The 24,438-nt window shown below is 44.3% G+C and carries 22 protein-coding genes and 1 riboswitch; of the genes, 5 read left to right on the top strand and 17 right to left on the bottom strand.

What is annotated here, in order from left to right:
* Positions 1-60: 60 nt before the first annotated feature.
* The 9 genes from H8S88_RS00485 to H8S88_RS00445 all read right to left on the bottom strand — a co-directional run bounded on the left by H8S88_RS00485 (position 61) and on the right by H8S88_RS00445 (position 10,003).
* Positions 61-1,191, bottom strand: a complete 1,131-nt coding sequence (locus H8S88_RS00485) for an ABC transporter ATP-binding protein (RefSeq protein ID WP_048790010.1) — start codon at positions 1,189-1,191, stop codon at positions 61-63.
* Positions 1,192-1,316: 125 nt separating this feature from the next.
* Positions 1,317-2,177, bottom strand: a complete 861-nt coding sequence (locus H8S88_RS00480; protein WP_048790009.1) for a helix-turn-helix domain-containing protein — start codon at positions 2,175-2,177, stop codon at positions 1,317-1,319.
* Complete coding sequence (locus H8S88_RS00475) at positions 2,177-2,572, bottom strand: Mini-ribonuclease 3 (RefSeq protein ID WP_048790008.1); 396 nt, start codon at positions 2,570-2,572, stop codon at positions 2,177-2,179. Before H8S88_RS00475 ends, H8S88_RS00480 begins: the two co-directional genes overlap by 1 nt.
* The gene (cysS, locus tag H8S88_RS00470; RefSeq protein ID WP_236127808.1) at positions 2,565-3,908 is read right to left on the bottom strand and encodes a cysteine--tRNA ligase; all 1,344 of its coding nucleotides are present in this window, start codon (positions 3,906-3,908) and stop codon (positions 2,565-2,567) included. The genes H8S88_RS00475 and cysS overlap by 8 nt, the downstream gene beginning before the upstream one ends.
* Positions 3,909-3,925: 17 nt before the next feature.
* Positions 3,926-4,447: a dihydrofolate reductase family protein gene (locus tag H8S88_RS00465; protein WP_000301981.1), complete on the bottom strand. Its 522-nt coding sequence runs from the start codon at positions 4,445-4,447 to the stop codon at positions 3,926-3,928.
* A 274-nt stretch (positions 4,448-4,721) separates the two neighbouring features.
* On the bottom strand, positions 4,722-5,339 hold the full coding sequence (gene cysE / locus H8S88_RS00460; protein ID WP_048790006.1) for a serine O-acetyltransferase: 618 nt from the start codon (positions 5,337-5,339) through the stop codon (positions 4,722-4,724).
* A 24-nt stretch (positions 5,340-5,363) separates the two neighbouring features.
* A complete protein-coding gene (pnp, locus tag H8S88_RS00455; protein ID WP_185761503.1) occupies positions 5,364-7,592 on the bottom strand; it encodes a polyribonucleotide nucleotidyltransferase in 2,229 nt (742 codons plus the stop codon).
* A gap of 380 nt (positions 7,593-7,972) precedes the next feature.
* Positions 7,973-8,563 (bottom strand): hypothetical protein, encoded by a 591-nt coding sequence (locus tag H8S88_RS00450; RefSeq protein WP_236127807.1) that lies wholly within the window; start codon positions 8,561-8,563, stop codon positions 7,973-7,975.
* A 162-nt stretch (positions 8,564-8,725) separates the two neighbouring features.
* Complete coding sequence (locus H8S88_RS00445) at positions 8,726-10,003, bottom strand: DUF6287 domain-containing protein (protein WP_125334932.1); 1,278 nt, start codon at positions 10,001-10,003, stop codon at positions 8,726-8,728.
* 174 nt (positions 10,004-10,177) lie between these two features.
* Between H8S88_RS00445 and pepF the strand changes: the two genes are divergently transcribed.
* The 3 genes from pepF (at position 10,178) to H8S88_RS00430 (ending at position 13,442) form a co-directional block, all read left to right on the top strand.
* Positions 10,178-11,974, top strand: coding sequence for an oligoendopeptidase F (pepF, locus tag H8S88_RS00440; RefSeq protein ID WP_125334934.1), 1,797 nt, complete (start codon positions 10,178-10,180; stop codon positions 11,972-11,974).
* Positions 11,975-12,103: 129 nt separating this feature from the next.
* Positions 12,104-13,003 (top strand): excalibur calcium-binding domain-containing protein, encoded by a 900-nt coding sequence (locus H8S88_RS00435; protein ID WP_125334936.1) that lies wholly within the window; start codon positions 12,104-12,106, stop codon positions 13,001-13,003.
* A complete protein-coding gene (locus tag H8S88_RS00430; protein ID WP_236127806.1) occupies positions 12,996-13,442 on the top strand; it encodes a thioredoxin domain-containing protein in 447 nt (148 codons plus the stop codon). The genes H8S88_RS00435 and H8S88_RS00430 overlap by 8 nt, the downstream gene beginning before the upstream one ends.
* Positions 13,443-13,511: 69 nt before the next feature.
* Here H8S88_RS00430 and trxA read toward each other — a convergent pair whose 3' ends face one another.
* The 4 genes from trxA to H8S88_RS00410 all read right to left on the bottom strand — a co-directional run bounded on the left by trxA (position 13,512) and on the right by H8S88_RS00410 (position 15,750).
* Positions 13,512-13,826, bottom strand: coding sequence for a thioredoxin (gene trxA, locus H8S88_RS00425; protein WP_048688449.1), 315 nt, complete (start codon positions 13,824-13,826; stop codon positions 13,512-13,514).
* A 12-nt stretch (positions 13,827-13,838) separates the two neighbouring features.
* Entirely contained in the window at positions 13,839-14,063 is a 225-nt protein-coding gene (locus H8S88_RS00420; protein WP_125334940.1) for a DUF4649 family protein, read from the bottom strand.
* Between the two features lie 513 nt (positions 14,064-14,576).
* The gene (rpsO, locus tag H8S88_RS00415; RefSeq protein WP_004193424.1) at positions 14,577-14,846 is read right to left on the bottom strand and encodes a 30S ribosomal protein S15; all 270 of its coding nucleotides are present in this window, start codon (positions 14,844-14,846) and stop codon (positions 14,577-14,579) included.
* Between the two features lie 175 nt (positions 14,847-15,021).
* Positions 15,022-15,750: a pseudouridine synthase gene (locus H8S88_RS00410; protein ID WP_125334942.1), complete on the bottom strand. Its 729-nt coding sequence runs from the start codon at positions 15,748-15,750 to the stop codon at positions 15,022-15,024.
* Positions 15,751-15,922: 172 nt separating this feature from the next.
* Here H8S88_RS00410 and def point away from each other — a divergent pair, with 172 nt between their 5' ends.
* Positions 15,923-16,537 carry a peptide deformylase gene (def, locus tag H8S88_RS00405; protein WP_048688441.1) on the top strand — a complete coding sequence of 205 codons (615 nt, stop codon included), beginning with the start codon at positions 15,923-15,925 and terminating at the stop codon, positions 16,535-16,537.
* A gap of 27 nt (positions 16,538-16,564) precedes the next feature.
* Here the strand turns inward: def and H8S88_RS00400 are convergent, their stop codons facing one another.
* Positions 16,565-17,416 carry a mechanosensitive ion channel family protein gene (locus tag H8S88_RS00400; protein WP_048688438.1) on the bottom strand — a complete coding sequence of 284 codons (852 nt, stop codon included), beginning with the start codon at positions 17,414-17,416 and terminating at the stop codon, positions 16,565-16,567.
* Positions 17,417-17,565: 149 nt separating this feature from the next.
* Here H8S88_RS00400 and sstT point away from each other — a divergent pair, with 149 nt between their 5' ends.
* A complete protein-coding gene (gene sstT, locus H8S88_RS00395; protein ID WP_125334944.1) occupies positions 17,566-18,783 on the top strand; it encodes a serine/threonine transporter SstT in 1,218 nt (405 codons plus the stop codon).
* A gap of 29 nt (positions 18,784-18,812) precedes the next feature.
* Here sstT and H8S88_RS00390 read toward each other — a convergent pair whose 3' ends face one another.
* The 3 genes from H8S88_RS00390 to H8S88_RS00380 form a co-directional block, all read right to left on the bottom strand.
* Complete coding sequence (locus H8S88_RS00390) at positions 18,813-20,153, bottom strand: alanine/glycine:cation symporter family protein (protein WP_236127805.1); 1,341 nt, start codon at positions 20,151-20,153, stop codon at positions 18,813-18,815.
* 156 nt (positions 20,154-20,309) lie between these two features.
* Positions 20,310-20,400: riboswitch (glycine riboswitch) on the bottom strand.
* Between the two features lie 136 nt (positions 20,401-20,536).
* The gene (locus H8S88_RS00385) at positions 20,537-21,955 is read right to left on the bottom strand and encodes a C69 family dipeptidase (RefSeq protein ID WP_048688430.1); all 1,419 of its coding nucleotides are present in this window, start codon (positions 21,953-21,955) and stop codon (positions 20,537-20,539) included.
* A gap of 80 nt (positions 21,956-22,035) precedes the next feature.
* Positions 22,036-24,372 (bottom strand): endonuclease MutS2, encoded by a 2,337-nt coding sequence (locus tag H8S88_RS00380; RefSeq protein ID WP_125334950.1) that lies wholly within the window; start codon positions 24,370-24,372, stop codon positions 22,036-22,038.
* Between the last annotated feature and the right edge of the window lie 66 nt (positions 24,373-24,438).

Genomic DNA, 24,438 nt, shown 5'->3' with positions numbered 1-24,438 from the left:
TCTCCTTAAAATGAAAGAGACCGAGACAAATCGTCTCAGTCTCTATAGCGTCAGTAGATATTAGTATACTGTCTTTTCAGTTTCTTTGTCGAAGAAGTGAGCTTTGTTCAAGTCAAATCCAAGCTCGATGGTTTCACCAGTTCCAAGATAGTCACGCGCATCCACTTTCGCGATGAATTCGTTGTCACCAACTTGGCAGTACAAGTGTGATTCAGAACCAAGCAACTCAGATACAGAGATGGTTGCTTTCACGACTGATTCTGGGAAAGTTTCAAGGAAAGCAGCTTCTGTATTCACGTCTTCTGGACGGATACCAAAGATCAATTCTTTACCATCATAGCCTTTTTCTTTCAAGACTTTCAAAGCACCTTCTGGAACTTTCAAATTCAAGCCGTTAGTAACGATGTAGCCACCTTCCAACTTGACGTTAATGAAGTTCATGGCAGGGCTTCCGATGAATCCAGCTACGAATTTGTTAACAGGGTTCTTGTACACTTCTTGCGGAGAACCAATTTGTTCCACACGTCCAATTGTACCAGTACCAGCTGGGTTTTTAGTCGCAGACATGATAACGATACGGTCAGCAAGTGTCATCGCTTCTGTTTGGTCGTGAGTTACGTAGATGGTTGTAGCTCCGATACGGCGGTGGATTTTCGCGATTTCAGCACGCATGGATACACGAAGTTTCGCATCCAAGTTTGACAAAGGTTCGTCCATCAAGAACACTTTTGCATCACGGACAATGGCACGTCCCATAGCCACACGTTGACGTTGACCACCAGAAAGGTCAGCTGGTTTACGATCCAAGAATTCTTTCAAGCCAAGGATTTCAGCTGCTTCTTGTACACGTTTGTCGATATCTTCCTTGCTGTATTTACGCAATTTCAAACCAAATGCCATGTTATCGTACACAGTCATGTGTGGGTAAAGAGCGTAGTTTTGGAATACCATGGCGATGTCACGGTCTTTAGGTGCTACGTTATTTACAACAGTACCATCGATGGAACATTCACCTTCTGTGATATCTTCAAGACCAGCGATCATACGAAGAGTTGTTGATTTACCACATCCTGAAGGACCTACGAAAACGATAAACTCTTTGTCTTTGATGTCCAAGTTAAAGTCTTCAACTGAATAGTGTTCGCTGTTGGGATATTTTTTGTAAATATTTTTAAGATTTAATTCTACCATGATGGTACTCCTTTGATTTTTATAGTTCTATTGTAAATGAAAACGCTTTACAATGCTATGGCAGATCTCACAAAAAAGAAAAAGAGTTTTGTGCAAGTTGCACAAAACTCTGGATTTGATTCCGTTTAAATCACATCTTGTAAGACCAAATGATAGCACAGGGCTAGATCGGTCAGATTTTTCAACTGGAGACCCGTCAACTCCTCCCACTTGTCAATCTTGTATTGAAGGGAATTGCGATGGAGATAAAGTTGCTGGGCCGCCTTGGTTACAACTGCCCCGTTGTCCCAGAGGGCAACAATGATATCCTGCAACTGGTCTTGACTCCCAATCAACTGATGCAAGCGTTCTTTGATAGGATGGAGATCCAAATCTGCCTGCTCAATTCCCCATAGGTAGAGTTGAGAAAAGCGGTAAACACCTTGATGCCCTTCTCGGATCCAGGCTCGAAAGGCTGCCCGTTCTGCTCGGATGACCGGGGATACTTTCCCAGCTTTTGACTCGGTCCATACCTGCCCGACCATGATGGATAAGCGAATATTAAAATCATACTCCATGGCAGAGACGGTATCTTTTAAGATATCAGCCACAGTCAGCGACTGCTCTTGATCTAGAATGAGTACATAGTCCTGTCCACTCAGTTGCAAGACTGCCCGAAAGTTGGGCAAAAGCGTCTGCATCATCTCTAACCAGGAAGCCGTCCCTTCCGCTGTCGAGTGCGAGAGGTGGCAATAGACAAGTTGCATTTTTTTAATGACTTGAGGGGCTTCTCCCTTTCCATCAATCAAGTATTGGTACCAAGGGTTGGGGGCAAAATCTTCCTCACTGCCCAACCAGGCAATCAATTGTTTCTCTCGTTCGGTTAGCTCTTCTTCCTTCAGTAGCAACCATTGCTGGGCCTGCAGAGGAATGGCTACATAACCAGCTGGTGGATTGGGGTGTTCCGTCACCTCTGCCTGAGGGAACCACTCTCTGATATTTTTCACTATTTTGTTCCTTCTTCCACTTTTTGGATACACCAAGCTACCAATTCCTCTAAGCGGTTGATTTCATCCATCAGATGCAGGTAACCCATGACCGCTTCAAAACCCGTCGACATGCGATAGGTCACGACATCTGCATTTTTTGCCTTGGTATGGCTATTGGTATTGCGACCGCGCTTATAGATCTCGACTTCTTTCTCTGTCAAAAGCTCTTCTTCCAACATCATCGCAATCAGACTAGCCTGGGCCTTGGCAGAGACGTAGCGGGTTGCAGCTTGGTGAAGTTTATTAGGCTTGGTCATCCCTTGAAAAATCAGGTGCTTACGAATATACATGGAATAGACCGCATCTCCCTCAAAGGCCAGGGCGATTCCATTGATTAGATTGACATCAATCACGTGTCCACCTTACACCTTCTTTTGTATCCAAGAGCTTGATTCCTTGCGCAGCCAATTCATCGCGAATCGCATCTGCTCGCGCAAAATCTTTATTAGCCCGCGCTTCTTGACGTTCCGCGATCAAGGCTTCAATATCTGCATCCAAGACTTCCTCGACAAAGACCACTCCAAAGACTTCTAGCATCTTGGTCAAGGCATCCTTAACGTCTTGGTTGTAGTGACCTGAATTGATCCATTTGGTCAATTCAAAGACGACAGTAATTCCGTTCGCTGCATTGATATCTTCATCCATCGCCACGATAAACTTGTCCACAAAGGCTTGCAAGTCTGCTGGATCCACTTCTCCTGTGAACGGTTGCTCATAGGTATTTTTCAAATACTTGAGGTTGGTCTCCGCATCGCGTACCGCTTTTTCTGTGAAGTTAATGGGCTTGCGGTAGTGCTGGGTCGCAAAGAAGAAGCGAAGGACTTGGCCGTCGATGGTCTTCAATGCATCATGCACAGTAATGAAGTTACCTAAGGACTTGGACATCTTGACATTGTCGATATTGACAAAGCCATTGTGCATCCAGTAGTTGGCAAAAGTTTTGCCTGTTTTGGCTTCAGACTGGGCAATTTCATTGGTATGGTGTGGAAACTCAAGGTCAGCTCCACCACCATGGATATCAATGGTATCGCCTAAAATCCCCGTTGACATGACTGAACACTCGATGTGCCAGCCAGGACGACCAGGTCCCCAAGGGCTGTCCCAAGAAACTTCACCCGGCTTCGCAGCTTTCCAAAGGGCAAAGTCGACTGGATTTTCCTTGCGAGCAGTTTCCTCATCTGTCCGACCAGAAGCGCCTAGCTCCAAGTCTTCTAGAGTTTTGTTGGCTAACTTAGCATAGTTGTGGGATTTTTCCACACGGAAATAAACATCCCCTTGGCTCTCGTAGGCATAGCCTTTTTCGATCAAATCAGCGACAAAGCGAATGATGTCGTCCATAAACTCGACCACACGAGGGTGGCGGGTTGCAGGTTTGACCCCGAGAGCCGTCACGTCTTCACAAAAAGCCGCAATGTACTTGTCTGCCACTTCCTGAGGACTAATGCCTTCTTCTTTAGCACGGTTGATAATCTTATCATCCACATCTGTAAAGTTGGAAATGTAGTTAACCTCGTAGCCACGATACTCAAAATAGCGACGAATCGTGTCAAAGGCTACCGTTGAACGGGCATTCCCAACGTGGATATAGTTGTAAACTGTTGGCCCACAAACATACATGCGGACCTTTCCTTCTTCGATTGGGACAAATTCTCGCAAATCACGAGACATGGTGTCATAAATTTTAATCATGCGGTCCACTCCCTTCTCTATTTCTGACTTTTTCGGCTGAAAACCAGCTCTGCAAAAGGGCCAAATTGTCTGAGGCTATCCAGTTGGTAAAAGCGCTGCCCTTCCTCTTGGGTAAAGAGGGGAACCCCCTTTCCTAGGATAAGGGGCGCTATCTGAATAATGAGGTGGTCGAAAAGATCCGCATCCAAGAGCGGTCCTACCAAGGAATTACCACCTATCACAAAGACATTTTTGCCTTTGTCAATCTGGCGAACAAAGTCCACCACATCCCCAGCTACTGGCTGGTAATTGCTGACAGGCAGGTGCCTATCATGCGTAAAGACATAGTTTTCCGTAGCTTGATAAAAACTTTCTACATCTTGCAAATCTTGGATTTCCTCAAAGGTCCGCTTGCCCATGATGGTGATATCCATTTGCCTGTAAAAGTCATCATAGCCTGTATCCTCTACAGAACCAAGCTGATGCAGCCAGTCTATCCTGTGCTGGCTGTCTGCCAAGTAGCCATCCATGGTGATACAGCCGTAAAAATAAACTGCCATTCTTGTAGTTACCTTTCTAGTTCCTTTGCTATTCAAAGTGATAGTGAAAAAAATCATGGCATCAGCTGTCCGCTCTTCATGGCGGGTATCCCAGGTTCGGTTATGATGATCTACATAGTCAGCTGTGTAGAAGAACTGATAGACTTTACTCTTGCGAAATTGACTCCAAGCCTTCTTTCAGTTCAAGGACTACCTGGTTCAAAATAGCATCTGGTAAATATGACAGGTTGGTTCCTCCTATCATATTTCACTTCGATAACTTTTCCAACCTTTTCTAAAGACTTGATGAATGGTGACTAGCTTCCTTGGCGTGCTCCATCTTATTCACGTAGTATTCGCGTTTTTCCTCTTCCTGGTGAATGATCGGCTCATCCTTCTTACCGTGAACACGAACAATTTTTGCAGGGACTCCGACAACAGTCACATCACTCGGTACATCCGAGACAACGACCGCCCCTGCTCCGACTTTGGCCTTGGCCCCAATCTCAATCGGACCGATGACCTGAGCATGAGCGGAGACCAACGCTCCCTCACGAACCGTTGGATGGCGCTTCCCTGTATCCTTTCCAGTTCCACCGAGCGTCACCCCGTGGTAGAGCATAACGCCTTTTTCAACAATAGCTGTTTCCCCAATAACAAGGCCCGCTCCATGGTCGATAAAGACACCCGAAGCAATGGTCGCACCTGGATGGATTTCGATCTGGGTCCAAAACCGCCAGAACTGACTGTGCATCCGAGCTAGAAGCTTAAAGCCATGATTCCACAAAAAGTGAGAAACACGGTGAGCAGCTAACGCTTTGACGCCTGGATAGGTCAAGAGGACCTCCAGCGAGGTACGTGCTGCTGGGTCATTTTCTTTTACAATATCAATGGTTTCACGCCACCATCCCATACCGTGCTCCTTTCTTTTAAATGCTTATTCATTCGTTGCTTCACCTGGATCTTTGGTAAAGTCTTTTCTAGGTTTATAATCTTTGTTGTGGTGACGAGGACGATCGCCATGACGATGACCCTTATCCCCTTTGTCTTCTGCATGTTCTGGTTTTGGAGGACGAGGCAAGAGGGCCTTCATAGAAGCATCGACACGACCTTTTTCGTCAATCTTGATAATCTTCACATCGACTTCATCACCGATGGCTACCAAGTCTTCGACACGGTTGGTACGAGTCCAAGCCATTTCAGAGATGTGAACGAGGGCATCCGTCTTGTCAAAGAGGTTGACAAAGGCACCGAATTTCTCGATACGCACAACTTTGGCATGGTAAACTTCGTCCACTTTTGCTTCACGAACCAAACCAGCAATGATTTCTTTAGCGCGGTTAATGGCAGCTTGGTCGCTAGAGTAGATAGACACGTTTCCTTCTTCGTCGATATCAATCTTAACGCCTGTTTCAGCGATAATCTTGTCGATTGTTTCTCCACCCTTACCGATGACAATCTTGATCTTGTCCACATCAATCTTGATAGTATCAATTTTCGGAGCAGTTGGAGCCAATTCTGGACGAACTTCTGGAATAGTAGCTTCGATGACATCAAGGATTTCAAAACGAGCTTTCTTGGCTTGGGCAAGAGCTTCAGTCAAGATTTCTGCAGTGATCCCTTGGATCTTGATATCCATTTGAAGGGCTGTAATCCCGTCACGAGTACCTGCAACCTTGAAGTCCATATCTCCAAAGTGGTCTTCCAAACCTTGGATATCTGTCAATACGGTGTAGTTGTTCCCATCTGAGATGAGACCCATGGCAATCCCTGCTACTGGCGCCTTGATTGGCACACCACCAGCCATAAGGGCAAGTGTTCCCGCACAGATAGACGCTTGAGATGAAGAACCATTTGATTCCAATACTTCTGCTACCAAACGGATCGCATATGGGAATTCTTCCAAGCTTGGCAATACTTGAGCAAGAGCACGCTCACCAAGAGCACCGTGACCAATTTCACGACGACCAGGCGCACCGTAACGTCCAGTTTCTCCAACAGAGTATTGCGGGAAGTTATAGTGGTGCATAAAGCGTTTCTTGTACTCTGGATCCAAACCATCGATGATTTGCGTTTCACCCATTGGTGCCAAGGTCAAGACAGAAAGGGCTTGCGTTTGTCCACGCGTAAAGAGACCTGAACCGTGCACACGAGGAAGATAGTCGACTTGTGCATCCAAAGGACGGATTTCATCGACCTTACGACCATCCGGACGAACCTTGTCTTCTGTAATCAAACGGCGCACTTCTGCGTGTTCCATTTGTTCCAAGATTTCAGCTACATCCCGCATGATACGGTCAAATTCTTCGTGGTCTGCATATTTTTCTTCGTAAACTGCTGTTACTTGATCTTTCACTGCTTGAGTTGCAGCTTCACGCGCCAATTTTTCTTCAACTTGAACAGCTTTTTGAAGGTCGCTGTTGTAGGCTGCGATGATTTCAGCTTGCAAGTCAGCATCTACATGAAGCAATTCTACTTCTGCTTTTTCTTTACCAACTGCCGCTACGATTTCTTCTTGGAAGGCAATCAATTCTTTAACAGCTTCGTGTCCTTTAAGAAGGGCTTCCAACATGATTTCTTCTGACAATTCTTTAGCACCAGACTCTACCATGTTGATAGCATGCTTCGTACCAGCTACTGTCAATTCAAGAAGAGAGCGCTCAGCTTGTTCTTGCGTTGGGTTGATGATGATTTGGCCATCCACATAACCTACTTGTACCCCAGCGATTGGTCCGTCAAATGGAATATCTGAGATAGACAAGGCTAATGATGAACCAAACATAGCTGCCATTGGTGCAGATGCATTTTCATCATAAGAAAGAACTGTGTTGATCACTTGCACTTCGTTACGGAAACCTTCCGCAAACATGGGACGGATCGGTCGGTCAATCAAACGCGCTGTCAAGGTCGCATCTGTTGAAGGACGACCTTCTCGTTTCATAAAGCCACCAGGAAATTTCCCAGCCGCATACATTTTTTCTTCGTAGTTGACTTGAAGTGGGAAGAAATCCCCAGTTGCCATCTTCTTAGACATAACGGCAGCCGTCAAGACAGTTGACTCACCGTAACGTACCACAACAGAGCCATTTGCTTGCTTAGCAACCTGACCAGTCTCTACGATCAACTCACGACCCGCAAAAGTCGTTTGAAACACTTGTTTTGTCATTGTAATCCCCTTTGGATTGATAAAATTATACGACTTGCCTACAAAGATCAAGATATTTTGGACGATTCGGCTTGCCGAACATTTCTGTAGAAAAATAGAAAGGTGACGTCGCACTCGATGAGTGCTAGGAAGCTTATCTTTTTTCCTAAGAAATGAGGCCAAAATTCAATTACTCAAGATACTACGGCCTCCAACTCAAAGAGATAGGAATTGCAAGAGCCTTTCTATATGTTATATCCTCATCTTTGTATCCAAGCACGTATACCTTTTATTTTAACATATTCAAGCCCAAAAGAAAAAGGATTTGAGGGCCTTTTTCTTTGAATCTTCAGCAAGTTCTATATAAAAATTTTAGAGCTAGATATAGCTTCTGATTATTTTTACAATTTCACTAATTCTGTGCTGTCCACATAAAAGCGTGTTTTGTAGGCTCCTCCCTTGTAGTTCTTGTTGTTGCGTTTCAAAACAAAGCGTCTGTAAGGTTCAGAAGTCCTTTGGATGGTCGTTGTCACTTCAACCGAATCTTCATTGATCACCCATTCATCGGGTAAAGGGATTTCCATCGGTGGCATCGCTCCGCCACGACCACCAGGAACAACTTCGTAGAATGCATTGTCTTTTGTCGAATAGATCCAGCCGTCTTTCTTTTCATTTGTGAGCTGGATCAGCTTGTCTTGTGAAAGACTGCGGACTGAGTTCGATGTTTCTTCTGCGTCCAATTTTTCAATAATATCTTGTAAATTATAAATTCTCGGCGTGTAGGTATTGTAGTAATCAATGAACAAGTCTTGTGAGTATCCTTCAACTGCACTATGATCATTTTTCAACTTCAGTAAGCGAGTCGGTTGCACCTGAAGGGAATAGGTCAAAGATGTACTATTTTCAATGATCGAATAGATATCCTCTTCGTCCGCTTTTGACAAGGTCCCAATGGCTTCTTTGTCATTTTCATCTGACTTAACTTCTTCCATCTTCTCTTTTTCTTGAGCCTCACCAGATGACTTTTAGACTGATGAAGACCCTACTGGGCCATGCTTACGCTCATACCGCTTCGGAGTACAAGCTACTAAAGAAAGCAAGAGGGTTGTAGCTAGTAGATAGGTTCCAATTTTTTATGTTTGACTCTTTTTTTCTTAGTTCACACGGTAGTACAAGTCGTTTCCATTCGTCACATCACTCTTGCTCCAATATATGGATTCACTTCCCCCTTCTCTTGAAGGAATGAAAATAATTGGCGTTTCACTCGTTGCTCCAGGCATGCGACTAAGCCCGTGTAAATTGCCTTCTTTAAAGTAGAAGTCAGAAAATTGAACACCACTCAGAGCACTACCATTGGCCTTCACAATTCCTTGCGCATTAAACTCAATGCTAGTTCCGTGCTTATTTTTCCATACGCCTGCCACACTTGAGAAATTTCCATTTTTAATTTCTTCTAGATTCATCCCAGTACTTGCAGTGTCAGGAGCAGGAGCTGATTCAGCATTTCCCCCTTCCACTCTCGTCGTAAATTCAAGCGCGATCCAGCCTTGGCCAGATTGGAGCTTGCCCCAGGTATAACCGTCAGCTGTAACCGTCTCAGTTATCGTGTAAACACCTTGCGGGATTATTCCGACTTCTTCCCCCTTGATCGATGCTTCTTTACGAATTCGAAGATCTGAAACTGCTACACGGACTTGGTAACTATTTGTTTGCTGCTCTGAGGTACTTGCTTGGCTGGTCGCCTTCTTTCCGGTCTCTAGTTCTTTCCATCCAAATTTTGCTTGATCCAATTCTTTTGCTGTAATCCCTAAGGCTTTTTCTGGCTTCTGACCGTCCCCATTTTTAATTTGGATCTTATTGACAGTCTCCAGCTTTCCTTTTTGGAACTTGTAATGGATTAAATCTACTTCTGGTTGAAGAGACGAAAAGCTAGCATAAATGACCGAGCCATCCTCAAAAATTTGAAAACCTGAACGAGAGCCACCAGAGGAAGCTACAAAAGCTGTATGCAGCAATTCTGGTTGCTGGCCTTTCAGATAGTAGATTGCTGAGACTGTTTGGCCATTCCCAATCAAGAGTTCATCCCGGCCATCCTTATCCAAATCTGTATAAAAATAGGAAAGATTTGGTTTACTACCCAAAGTTTGAAGATACATGGCATAGACATACTCATCCGATTGAGGATCTATTTCTTTTAGTTTGGTCTCTAGACCTGCACTATCACCTGCTTCGATAGCCCTAGAGTAGGCCTGGTAACGTTCAAGCACTGTTTGATAGTACTCATGCCCAGACGATGCTTTCTTGGAACTTTTTCCATCTGTTACTTCACTCTGAGCTGTAGAGGGTTGCGTCCGAGGACGTCGCTTAGGTCCACATGCCACCAAGGTTAGCAAGGTCATCGCTGCCAAGCTAACTTTATAGATTTTCTTCATCGTATACTCCCTAAAACTTTCTCCACTTTATTATACCAAAAGAAGGTAAAAAAGCTAGAAAATCCTTGGTTTCTTATTAGATCAAGCTGGCAGTGATAAGTTCTCCTTTCGCCTATCATTCTCCCCTATTTTCTGCTATACTGAGTATAGTTATTTGATCAAAAGGAGAACACTATGGAATTAAAAAAACGTTCTGAATTTCCTGAGAACGAACTCTGGGACCTCACAGCCCTCTACCAAGACCAGGAAGACTTCTTGCGCGCCATTGAAAAAACACGCGAAGAAATCAATGAATTTGTCCGCAACTACAAGGGCAAGCTCCACACTTTTGAAGACTTCGAAGCCGCCTTTTCGGTCTTTGAACAAATTCAGATCCAACTCAGTCACATTGGCAACTACAGCTTTATGCCCCAAACAACTGACTTTGGCGATGAAGCTTTTGCGGAAATTGCCCAAGCGGGGATGGATTTCGAAACTTGGGCGAGCGTCGAACTCTCTTTCTTTGATGACGCTTTGGTCGAAGTAGATGAAGAAGTCCTCGAACGCCTGGGACAACTCCCTCACCTCACTTATGCCATTCGTCAGGCTAAAATCAAAAAAGCCCACTACTTGGGAGCTGATGTCGAAAAAACTTTGACCAACCTTGGTGAAGTCTTCTACGGACCACAAGACATCTATACCAAGATGCGAGCGGGTGACTTTGAAATGGCTGATTTTGAAGTGGATGGAAAAGTCTACAAGAATAGCTTTGTCACCTATGAAAACTTCTACCAAAACCATGAGAATGCGGAAGTCCGTGAAAAAGCCTTTCGTTCCTTCTCAGAAGGTCTTCGTAAGCATCAAAACACGGCTGCTGCTACCTATCTAGCCCAAGTTAAGTCCGAAAAACTGATCGCAGATATGCGAGGCTATGACTCGGTCTTTGACTATCTCTTGGCTGAGCAGGAAGTGGATCGCTCTATGTTTGACCGTCAGATTGACCTGATCATGAAGGATTTCGCTCCAGTCGCTCAAAAATTCCTCAAACACGTAGCCAAGGTCAATGGTCTTGAGAAAATGACCTTTGCCGATTGGAAGTTGGATTTGGACAGTGCGCTCAACCCAGATGTTACTATTGATGATGCCTATGACTTGGTCATGAAATCTGTGGCACCCCTTGGAGAAGAATATTCCCGTGAAATTGCTCGCTACCAAACCGAGCGCTGGGTCGACTTTGCGGCCAATGAAGGCAAGGATTCCGGTGGTTATGCCGCTGACCCATACCGTGTCCACCCTTATGTCCTCATGAGCTGGACAGGACGCATGAGCGATGTCTACACCCTGATCCACGAGATCGGACACTCTGGTCAATTCATCTTCTCAGACAACAACCAAAGCTACTTCAACGCCCACATGTCGACCTACTATGTGGAAGCTCCTTCTACCTTTAACGAGCTCCTCCTCAGCGACTATTTGGAACACCAGTTTGACGACCCTCGTCAAAAACGCTTTGCCCTAGCACACCGCTTGACAGACACCTACTTCCACAACTTCATCACCCACTTGTTGGAAGCAGCCTTCCAACGCAAGGTTTACACCTTAATCGAAGAAGGTGGCACCTTCGGCGCTAGCAAGCTCAACAGCATCATGAAGGAAGTCTTAACCGAATTCTGGGGAGATGCCGTTGAAATCGATGACGACGCAGCGTTGACCTGGATGCGCCAAAGCCACTACTACATGGGGCTATACAGCTACACCTACTCAGCTGGCTTGGTTATCTCAACAGCGGGATACTTGCATTTGAAGAACTCCGAAAATGGAGCTAAAGATTGGCTAGACCTCCTCAAATCAGGTGGCAGCAAAACCCCACTTGAGTCAGCTATGATTATCGGAGCAGATATCTCCACTGACAAACCACTTCGCGATACCATCCAATTCCTTTCAGACACAGTTGATCAAATCATTGCCTATAGTGCAGAATTGGGAGAATAAGTACAATTTTCAGACTTAGTTTATTCTAAGTCTGATTTTTTATCAAAAATATCACTAAGCAGTGATTGAAAGCGTTATTATTTTGTGGTATGATGTCCTTGGATACTTATATCTAAAGGGAGAAAAAGTATGAAAAAATTATTAGGAAATCCAACTTTTAAAAAAATAGGTCGTCCATTAGCAGTTCTCTTTACAATCTTTTTAGCTCCGATTATCATGCCTTTAATGTTCTTAGGTGGATGCTTTGGTATTTGGCGATATAGCAAACGAAAACCCAATACTAAAAAACGAAATATTGCCATTGCAGTTACAATAATTGGAATGCTAGGTTCTTATACAATAGACAAACTGAATCTAAACTATTTAACAAATGAAACAGAAAAAAAACAAGTAGCTCATTTTGCTTCTGAACCGTCTTCTAAAAAAGAGGATTCTATTCCTAGTTCTACTACTTCTAGTAGTGAAAAGGGAACTGTAGAAAAGGAAAAACTAGAAAAAGAAAAGAAGGAACAAGAGAAAAAAGAAAAAGAGAAAAAAGAAAAAGAGAAGAAAGAAAAAGAGAAGAAAGAAGCTGAAGAAGCTAAAAAAGCTGAAGAAGCTAAAAAAGCTGAAGAAGCTAGAAAAGCTGAAGAAGCTAGAAAAGCTGAAGAAGCTAGAAAAGCTGAAGAAGCTAGAAAAGCTGAAGAAGCTAGAAAAGCTGAACAAGCTGAACAAGCTATTCAGCAGTTAGAAGGGAATCAAGTACCTGAAAACGTTGCTCCTGCACAGGCTGCTGTAGAACAGATTACTGACCCTACTGCAAAAACTAACTACATGCATCGTATAGAACTTGTTCAAAATGCAATTAATGTTAGAGCACAAGAAGCGCAACAGCAACAAGCGCAACAGCAACAAGCACAACAAGCACCAGGCTTCTCATATAGAAACTGCAGAGAGGCTCGAGCTGCTGGTGTTGCACCTCTTTACAGAGGACAGCCTGGCTATGGAACTCACTTAGATAGAGATGGTGACGGTGTTGCTTGTGAATAAGAAATTGACGATTCTCATTTTGTCCATTTGCACAACGTCTCTGCTTGCTATTTTATACTTGAATTTCAAAAAGAGAGAAATTATTACCCCAGATTCTTACAAGGAAGCAATGACTTACGTCAAAAAAATTCAGCTATCTGAAGTACAAGAGAAAATCAACAACAAAGAAGATTTTATCCTCTATATCGGTCGCGAATCCTGCCCATACTGCCAAAAATTTGCTCCCAAATTAGCAGTTGCTATTCAGAAAACGAATCAGACCGTTTATTACCTTGATAACGATTCTAAAGAACGAAAAGAGATCACCTCCTTTGCTCATGATATGAATGTCAAAACAGTACCAAATTTATCATCTTTTAAAAAAGGTAGTAAAGAAAACTATTTAACAAAAGGTAGTAAATCAAGCATTGATGAAATCATAAATCTCTTGACTCAATAATCCAATTTAAAAACATCTATACAAAAAGAGTAAGATCGAACGAATTGTTCCTCATCTTACTCTTTTTTACTAACCCAACTCCGCCACAATGGCCTTGATTTGTTCTGCTGTGTGAACACCAGCAACTTGTTTAACCACTTGTCCATCTTTTTTGAAAAGAAGAGTAGGGATAGACATAATGCCGAAAGCACGCGCTGTATTTGGATTTTCATCAACGTCCATTTTAACGATTTTCAAGACATCTTCTGAAAGTTCTTCAGACAATTTATCCAAGATTGGACCTTGCATACGACATGGACCACACCAGGTCGCCCAGAAGTCTACCAAGACCAATCCTTCTTTTGTTTCTGCTTCAAATGTTGCGTCTGTAATTGCTTTTGCCATTGTTTTTCTCCTTTAGTTTTTGTATTGATTGAGGTCTTGCTTCATCAAATAGAAGAAGACATCTCCGTAAGTTCCATGGTAATCGAGTTCGTGCCCATTATAGGTCAATTTTTGTACGGGATAGTAATCCGCTACACCGATCAAGCAGGTCTGTTGGGAGCGTTCAAATTCTTCATAAGAATCAAAATGCATGACTCTTTCTTGTTTTGCACCATCTAGATATGTAATATCAATCATATCGATAACCTCTATTTCTTAAGATGCATCTATTGTAACTCTGTCAATTACATCTGTCAAACAAAACGTCTTACTCAGAATAATGAATCTTGTCCGAAAAAATTAACAAAAAAGCCCTCTGAATTCAGAGGGCTCCATTCTTGCTGGATAAAACGTTTCTAGACAAGGCGACGAACCGAAGATTGTACTAGATTTCTTCTGAAAACAAAAAATCTCCTCGAAGGGAGATAGATCTGGTCTATTTTACCTTACGATGCTAGGAACCGCAGCCGAAGATTATACTATAATTCTAGTGAAAAAGAAAAGCTACTCTACAATAGAGTAACTTAACTTTTTTGTATTCAATTGAACACGGCCTAAGCACTTGGCAAAAAATAACAGCCCTCTGAATTTAGAGAGCTGTTTTGAGCTCGGGCTAAAATCCTAGTGAAAAAGATGAAACTCCTTGTGTTCATCGAACACTGTGTCGTTTCCCTATTTTCATACGGATTTTTGGCGCCCTTAGCATCATGATTAACGACGAAGTCCAAGAGAGTTGATCAACTCACGGTAACGGTTAACGTCGTTCTTACGAAGGTAAGCCAACAAGTTACGACGGCGACCGATTTTCTTCATCAAACCACGGTAAGTAGCGTGGTCTTTTTTGTGTTGTTTGATGTGGTCGTTCAAGTGGTTGATTTCCCAAGTAAGGACAGCAACTTGTACTTCTACTGAACCAGTGTCACCTTCGTGACGTGCGTATTGTGCAATGATTTCATTTTTTTTCTCTTTTGAGATTGCCATGATAAGCTCCTTTTCTTTATGCTCTATCTGAGTGGCAGGTTTGGCATAGCCTGCTACCAAGAAAGAGTTAGTTGTCTATTCGACCTATTCATTCTACCAAGATTTCATCTTTCTGTCAAACACTTCTGCTTTTTCCAACAGAGTTCTTCAAACCCAAGACTACAATGACTTCTCATTATAGGTTGACCCGAAAGTCAGTTAAGAGCTTTATTTCTTCTGCTGTCAATCTACGCCACTCCCCCAATTCGAGACTAGGATCCAAGCTCAAGGGTCCCATGGAAATCCGCTCGAGATCGGTGACTTCCTTGCCACAAGCTGCGACCATGCGCTTGACCTGGTGGAATTTTCCTTCAGCGATGCGGATCTGAACCAAGCAACTATTAGCTTCTCGATCAACTTCCAACATTTCCAACTCCGCTGGCAGGGTGGTGAAATCCTTCAATTCTATTCCTTCTTTGAAGCGGACGACATCTTCCTGGGTCATGATGCCAGCTACTTGGGCACGGTAGACCTTGTCCACATGTTTCTTAGGCGATAACATGGCATGAGCCAACTTACCATTATTGGTCAAGAGGAGTAAACCATGGGTATCGATATCTAGCCGTCCGACAGGAAAGACTTCCTTGTGTCTGGCCGTGTCATCTAGCAAATCTAAGACTGTTTGATGGTGGTCATCTTCCGTTGCTGAAATGACCCCTTTGGGTTTATTGAGCAGATAGTATACAAACTCTTCATGGAATAAACTTTCTCCCAGATAGGTCACTTGATCCTTATCTGGATCAATATGGACCTTGGCAGAGGTTTCCACCTTTCCATTGACCTGAATCTTTTTTTGCTTGAGGACTTGCTTGACTTCTGTCCGACTTCCCACTCCACAGTCCACTAAATATTTATCTAGACGCATGCTTGCCTCCTTCATTCTTCTTATTATTATACCATGAACCGGACTAGGATTCTTTCCTTTTCTAGTATACAGTCCATCCGGTCCATTAGCACCCCCTTAATCAATTGGGAAACTTTCATTCTAAAAGGAATTATGATATGATGGTTTCTAGAAAAAAGGAGTGAATGAGAACATGTCTGCAATCGAAACCATTACAAAAGCTGCCCATCTAATTGATATGAATGATATTATCCGCGAAGGCCACCCAACTTTACGTGCTATCGCTGAAGAGGTCACTTTCCCACTGTCAGATCAAGACATCATCCTAGGGGAAAAAATGATGCAATTTTTACACCATTCACAAGATCCTGTCATGGCAGAAAAATTGGGTCTTCGAGGTGGAGTTGGACTAGCGGCCCCTCAGTTGGATATTTCTAAACGCATCATTGCCGTTCTAGTCCCAAATCCAGAGGACGAAGAAGGAAATCCTCCAAAAGAAGCCTACTCCATCCAAGAAGTCATGTACAATCCTAAAATTGTCTCCCACTCAGTCCAAGATGCGGCGCTAGGAGATGGTGAAGGGTGTCTCTCTGTTGACCGCAATGTTCCTGGTTATGTAGTCCGCCACGCGCGCGTAACGGTAGACTACTATGACAAGACAGGAGAAAAACACCGTATCAAACTCAAAGGCTACAACTCCATTGTGGTCCAGCACGAAATCGATCACATCAATGGCGTTATGTTCTACGATCGGATCAATCCGAAAGATCCTTTCGCTGTTAAAGATGGCATGCTTATTTTAGAATAAGAAAAAAGACCAATAGGTCTTTTTTTGTTAGGGTGTGACAGAGAAAGTGGTTGGAATCTCGATGCCATTTTGTAAGAGGGCATCATGATAGAGTTTGTAATAAAGATGGTAAATGGCCACTTGGCTTCCCGACTGGACCATCATGGCGACGCGGAAGGAATAACGGCCTGTCCCCTTTTCGATTTGAGGGCCTAAAATCGTCGGACCATCTAAGATTTCTGGATGCTTTTGGGCTTGTTCATCGTTGACTTGCTGGAAGATTTGATAAATCTTGTCTAGGTCAGTTTGAGCTGAAATTGGCATATCGATGAGGACGCGCTGGTTCCCCCGAGAGAGATTGCTGACAACCATAATATTGCGATTGGGTACATAATGCAAGGTCCCATCTGCGTCTCGCACCTGAGTCGTCCGAATGCCCACACTAGAGACGGTTCCAGCGATGGTAATCGGACCATTGGTCAAACGAACGGTATCTCCGACGTCTATCTGACGTTCCAGAAGAATAAAGAACCCATTGACCAAGTCTGATAGGAAGCCCTGTGCTCCTAACCCAATGGCAACTCCGGCAATTCCTGCACCTGCTAAGAGACTGGAGACTGGTAAGCCCAAGATAGAAAGAATCCAGTAGATCAGGATAAAATAGAGGCAGTAATTCAACAGACTCTCTACCAGCCTTAAAATAGTATTCTTACGCGCTTCGTCTTGGCCTACATAATTCAGAGAAGGCTTCAAGATGCGTTTCACCAAACTATGGATTAGTTTTTTTGCAAGAAAAAATAAAACAAATAAAATAGCTAACGAAATCAATTTTGAAACCAATTCATCCATGATCTTGGTCCAATCAAACTGACTGACATAGCGGGAAAAAATATTCTTCATACCTTCTATCAATCTCCTTCTCTTTTTCTAATGGTTTGATTATATCAGATTTTAACCTTTAGAACCACTAACCTCCTCTTATGCTCACCTTGATTTTAAGACTTATCTATCGTATAATGGACGGTAAACTTTCAATAAAGGAGGTCCTTATGGCCAAACGACTCATTCAAACTTGGAACAAAACCAACCTGATGAAGCGGATTGCAATCGGAATCTTCGTTGGAGCCCTTTTAGCTCTGCTACTTCCTAAAGCATCTGCAATTGGTCTATTAGGGGAAATCTTTGTAGGAGGTTTGCGGGCTATTGCTCCTCTTCTAGTCTTCGCCCTTGTCGCTAACGCCCTCTCCCAGCACCAAAAGGGAACCCAAACCAATATGAAATCAGTCATTGTCCTCTACCTCCTGGGAACTTTTGCGGCAGCCTTGGTAGCGGTCCTGGTGAACTATCTCTTTCCTATTACCATTTCTTTAACAGGAACTAGTGCTGAAGGAACTTCTCCCGATGGACTAGGGGAAGTCATCAGCAACCTTCTCTTAAAAATCGTGGACAACCCGCTCAATGCCCTTATTCAGGCCAATTATATCGGGATTCTATCCTGGGCCGTCGTCTTTGGTGTTGCTATGAGAGAAGCGAGTGAGCACAGCAAGGACCTCCTTCAAACCCTGGCAGATATCACTTCCAAGATTGTCGAATGGATCATTAACCTTGCGCCATTTGGGATTCTTGGCTTGGTCTATACAACGATTGCAGGACAAGGATTTGATGGACTTAAGAGCTATGGCCTCCTCTTACTTCTCTTGGTTGGCACCATGTTCTTCGTCGCTCTAGTCATCAACCCGATTTTTGTCTACATCATGATTCGCAAAAATCCTTATCCGCTCGTCTTCAAATGTCTACGAGTCAGTGGACTGACTGCCTTCTTTACTAGAAGCTCTGCTGCTAACATCCCTGTCAATATGAAGCTCTGTAAGGATCTAGGTCTCAACCCTGATACTTACTCGGTCTCTATCCCTCTGGGATCTACTATTAATATGGCCGGAGCTGCCGTTACCATTAATACCTTGACCCTAGCTGCTGTCAACACCTTAGGCATTCAAGTCGATTTTGGGACTGCCCTGGTCCTCAGTATCGTTGCAGCTGTTTCAGCCTGTGGGGCTTCTGGAGTAGCTGGTGGTTCCCTCCTCTTGATTCCTGTCGCCTGCAGCCTCTTTGGTATCGACAATGATATCGCTATGCAAGTGGTTAGTGTAGGCTTCATTATCGGCGTTATCCAAGATTCTTGTGAAACAGCCCTCAACTCATCAACAGACGTCCTCTTTACAGCCATTTCTGAAATGAAAGATTGGCCCAAAGAAAAACGCTATTAAGACAGAAAGACCAGATCACACGATTTGGTCTATTTCTTTTTCTTAAAATATCGTTTGCTTTCCTTTAGAACAATAGGCGATAAGGCTAACAAGGCGATGAGATTCGGCAAGGCCATCAGTCCATTCACAATATCGGCAATGATCCAGACTAACTCCAACTGAAGAAAGCCTCCTACCCCCACCATCAGGATAAACAGAAGACGGTAATAGGGAATGAGTTTGACACCCGCCAAAAATTCGACACAGCGTTCACCATAATAAGACCAACCCAAAATGGTCGTCGTCGCAAACAGGACCAAACAAAGGGTCAGAATGATCCCACCGATGTGGCCAAAGGTCGAAATAAAGACCTGTTGGGTCAAATCACTCCCAACTTGCCCCACTGTTGTCCACTGGCCAGATACTAAAATAGCTAGACCAGTTAGGCTACAAATAATAATGGTATCGATGAAGGTCCCAGTCATAGAAATCAAACCTTGCTCCACTGGCTCTTCCGTCTTCGCTGCGGCTGCTGCAATCGGCGCAGATCCCAGTCCTGACTCATTGGAGAAAACTCCACGCGCCACCCCTTTTTGAACTGCCTCTTTCACCAAGGCTCCAGAAAAACCACCGATAGCCGCGGTTCTTGTAAAAGCACCTTGGAAAACTTGGGATAGAACGGTCGGCACTTGGTCCATATTCAAGACAATAATATAAACTGTCGCAAAGATATAGGCTGCAGCCATAAAAGGAACCACCTTTTCTGAAACCTTGGAAATCCAATGAATTCCCCCAAATATGACAGCCGATACAATTCCTGCAATGACCAGACTAGCGACTTGAGGAGAAAGTTGAAAACTAGTCTTCAAAGCGCCCGTAATGGCATTCACCTGGGTCATGGTTCCAATCCCAAAGAGAGCCACCAAGACACCTGCTAGGGCAAAGAAGATGGCAAGGGGACGCCACTTCTCTCCCATCCCGTAAAGAATGTAGTACATCGGACCACCAGAAATGTGACCATTGTCATCCTTGGTTCGGTAGCGAATGGCCAACAAACCTTCTGCATACTTGGTCGCCATTCCAAAGAAGGCTGCCATCCACATCCAAAAGAGGGCACCTGGGCCACCTGTCTGAATCGCTGTCGCTACTCCGACAATATTTCCTGTCCCAACTGTCGCCGCCAAGGCTGTTGCCAAGGCTCCGAAGCTAGAGATATCCCCTTCTCCTTGATCTTCTGTAAAAATGAGCCGAAAGGCTTGGGGTAAACGAAAAACTTGAAGCAAGCCCAAGCGTAAGCTCAGATAAATCCCAGTCCCCACCAAGAGGATCAAAAGGGGAGCCCCCCAGACCACATTATCTACTTGTTTAAAAAACGCCAACCAATTTGTCATCCTTATCTATTTCTCCTTTTATCATTTGTCTAGCTTTAGAAAGGGATAGCCATCCACTTCCTCCACATCTTCCAAGCAATCATCCAAAGAGAAAAAGAAAGAGCACATGTCAAAACATGTACTCTGGTGCTCCAAATAAAAACCAAAAAGGCTTCTATCTTTTGCTCTGTCCTTTTACCTGAGAGTTTGAGTAGAATGCTCTACCTTGCCCCTTCGGTGCCTTTACGGTCTCTCCAGAGTTCCGTCCATTTCACAGTCATAGGAAGGCCCTACTTCTGAAAAACTTCATCCGGTATGATGTTCAATTTGTTCTATTTTAGCATAATTTGAAAAGAAAATCAATATTTTCAGAAACTATCATGAAATAGTACAACTTGGTCCAACTAGTCACTCAAAGAGAAATGGTTGGTCATCAGGTTACTAGCATCCAACAAGACCTTATCCAATAAGCAATCCGTCGCTTCTTGAATCTGATCACTCATTTCCTGATTTTCTCTTTCGAAATCAACGGTTTGTCCTGCTGCCAAGGCTTGATCCACTCGTCCAATCCGGGCATGCCCAAGGGCCATAGTGCTTTCTTGGTAATCTTCTAAATCTCCAACATGATGACTATAGTGGGCATCTGCCAGACCAGCAATGATTCGATTGGTCCAATAGAAGGAATCTGTCGTCACTTTTTCTGTCGTATTGGCAAAATAATCCGGTGTCGTATCGACCTGGGTAAAGAAAGGAACGGCCGTATTGAAAGGCATTGACCCATAGCAAAGCCATTGAATCCCGGTTGTCTCTTGAGGACGATTTGGCCGCAACTGGAGAATGGCCGTCTGGCTGGTCCGGTTAATGCCAATGGTACGGAAGGTCCGACGACTATGACTATCCCCTTCTAAAGCGTAAGGATCATAGGCTGAATCCTGGTAGTGACTGCTGAGGACATATTTGACATCTTCAATCGTAATCTTGCGGTAAGGTTTTTGACACCAAGGAAGGAAGAAGGAACGAGGATCTTGCTCCACTTCTGGGTTGAGGAATCGTTGAATATCCCAAGCCCGTGGCGTGTTGTAATGGCGGTCCTTATCTCGTTGGCTCCCAAAAGCATAACGAGGGTTAAAAGACGAACCGTCAAAATCCAAGGCCAGGTGATGGCGTTCCACAAAATCTTTCAAGTCTGGGTCACATAAAAACTCTTCCGGGCGATCAAACTCAAAGCGATCACTTCCCAATTGATTGGGATTGGTCACATAGGCATCGTCTGGCACACGGCGGGCCATCCAGTGATGACCTCCGATGGTTTCCAACCACCAGATCTCATTGACATCGCTGATAGCTACTCCGTTAGACTCATAGGTTCCGTATTCTTCTAGAATTTTCCCCAAGCGAAGCACTCCTTCTCGGGCAGTCTGGACATAAGGAAGGACCAAGGTCAGCATGTCTTCCTCCCCAATTCCACTTTCCACCAGAGGGTCCGCCCCCAAGACTCGGCTATTGGTCGTAATGGTCTCTGTCTCACTCATAGCCACATTGTACCGATTGATCCCCGCTTCTCCCCAGATACCATCTTTTGGAATGGCATCTGGAACAGCTGTGTAACGAACAGGGTTATCTGGCAGGTCTATCTCAAAAGGAGATAGGACCGACCGATAATGACGGGGTTGATCCTCTGGCTGAACAACGATAAATTTCTTAGGGGTAAATACTCCATTTTGAGAGTCTTCCGTGCGAGCTACAATGGTTGAACCATCATAACTGGCATCTTTTCCGACGAGTATAGTGGTACAAGAATCAGACGAACGATTAGGGGTCATATACTTTCCTTCTTTCCGTTTAAACTGACTGTATTATAGCAAAAAGCGTGCCTGATTAAAAGGCACGACTGACTCTTTGCTTATTTAAAGGTCACAATTGTCGCTCCGCTTCCTCCTGCATTTTGAGGAGCGTACTCGAAGCTTTTGACATGCTTATTGCGACGGAGGTACTTGGTAACTCCTTCCCGGATGACCCCTGTTCCGATACCGTGGATGATATCGACTTGGGCCATATTATTGAGAAGGGCTTGGTCGATAAAGCTATCCAATTCTTCCATGGCTTCCTCATACCGTTTGCCACGAAGGTCCAATCGAGCCCGAGGCCCGTTGGTGTTGGAACGTTTGACTACGTGGACCTGGCGTTTTTTCGGTTGTGAAGCATCTTTTTCAGCTTTTAACAGATTAAATTCTTTTTCTTCCAAGGTCATCTTGATCAGTCCCACTTGGGCTTCCCAGCGACCATCCTTGAGCTGCTTAGTAAGACTTCCTCGTTGCCCATAGCTAATCACCAAGATCTCGTCTCCGACTTTTGGAGCACGGGCTTTCTTAGCCTGTTTCAAGACCTTGTTTTTCGATAGGTCGACCGTTTCTGGGGCCAATTTCTTCAACTGAGACTTGGCCTCAATAATTTCATGGGGCTTGAGTTGCGATTTGGCATGGAGACCTTGTAAGATCTGATCGCTCTCTGCTAGAGCAAGATCCACAATTTCTTGCGCTTCTTTCCGCGCCTTGTTGAGCTCTGTTTCCCGCTCTCGGGTCAACTCATTATACAATTTCTTGAGGACGCGGTTGAATTTCAGATTTTCCTGTTCAACATCTCGGATGGACTCGAGTCGTTTGCGACTTTCTAGGGTCTGAGCTTCCAACTTTTCAATGATGCGGTTGACATCCCGATCCTGATTGGTCAACCCCTGCGCTTGACGAACAATCACTTCTGACAAGCCTAGACGACGCGCGATTTCAAAGGCATTGGAACGTCCTGGTACCCCCTGCATAAACCGATAGGTCGGACGCAGGCTGTCCGTATCAAATTCCATGCTGGCATTTTGAACACCAAGTGTCTCAATCCCATAGGCCTTAAGTTCTGGATAGTGGGTGGTCGCCATGGTCTTGATCCCTCGTAAGCGGAGATCTTCTAGGATGGCGATCGCCAGTGAAGCCCCTTCCTGAGGATCCGTTCCAGCTCCCAACTCATCCAGCAAGACCAAGGATTCCTCATCGACCTGCTCCAAAATAGAGACAATATTGGTCATGTGACTGGAGAAGGTAGACAGGCTCTGCTCGATCGACTGCTCATCCCCGATATCAGAGAAGATTTGCGTGAAGACAGCTACCTTACTCCCAGCATCTGCTAGGATTGGCAAGCCCGACTGGGCCATTAATTGGGCTAGTCCCAGGGTCTTAAGCATGATGGTCTTCCCACCCGTATTCGGTCCGGTAATCACAATCTCTGTGAGGTCTTTGCCAAAGTGGATATCATTGGGAACAGCCTGCTCAATCAAGGGATGGCGAACCTGCAAGAGCTGAATCTCCCCTTGATCTGACAAGGTTGGAATAGTTCCTTTTCGGTCCTGTAAAAAGCGATGTTTGGCACGAACGAGGTCAATATGACCGATCAGCCAAGCATTGTTTCGGATTTCCCCCGCATGAGGACGAAGGAGGTTTGAAATTTCTTCCAAGATCCGGAGCATCTCGAAGCGTTCATCTGCACGATGGTTGGCAATCTCTTCATTAAGATTGACGACCGCCCGAGGTTCGATATAGACGGTATTTCCACTAGCTGAAATATCGTGCACCACACCGGCAATCCGATTGCGGTAGGTGTTTTTGACTGGCAAGACATTCCGTCCATTCCGGCTCGCTACGACCTGATCAGCCAGCATTTCGGACTTGGTCTTCAACAATTCTTGTAAAATGTCTCGCACTTGGTGTTCATTCTCTTGAATCCGTCGACGAATTTTTGCTAAGGTTTCACTGGCAAAGTTTTCAATAAATCCTGCCTCATTAATGGCATGGAGACTTCCCTGCAACTGTGGAAGGTCGACTAGATTTTCAAATATCCGATCCAGTTTTTCCAAGCGGACATTTTCTAATTCATCATAAAAATTTCGCAATTCATGGGTCACGCGCAGGACTTTCTTCACCGCTAACAATTCATCGATATTGAGCGATGTTTCTAGTTCTAAACGCTTGGTCACTGGACGAATTTCTTGGATGGTGGGCACGCTAAAGTGCGGATGCTCCACAAATATCTGAGCCATATCCGCCATTTCAAGAAAGGCGGTTTCAATTGCTTCTTTTTTTGTAAGTGGGGCTAATTCCTGCAACTCCACTTCGCCCTGCTCCGTTTGCAAATAGGGCTCTACTAAGTTTTTGACTTTTTGAAACTCTAAGGTTTCGAGAATTTTTTGATTCATGTTTCTCCACAACAGAAAAGGAGGCTGATTTTGGTTTGAGCCTCCCCTTCCTTTCTATAATAACTC

The sequence above is a fragment of the Streptococcus sp. GS001 genome (assembly GCF_021595565.1).
Classification (GTDB): Bacteria; Bacillota; Bacilli; order Lactobacillales; family Streptococcaceae; genus Streptococcus; species Streptococcus xiaochunlingii.
This window is presented reverse-complemented; position numbering and strand designations above follow the sequence as displayed.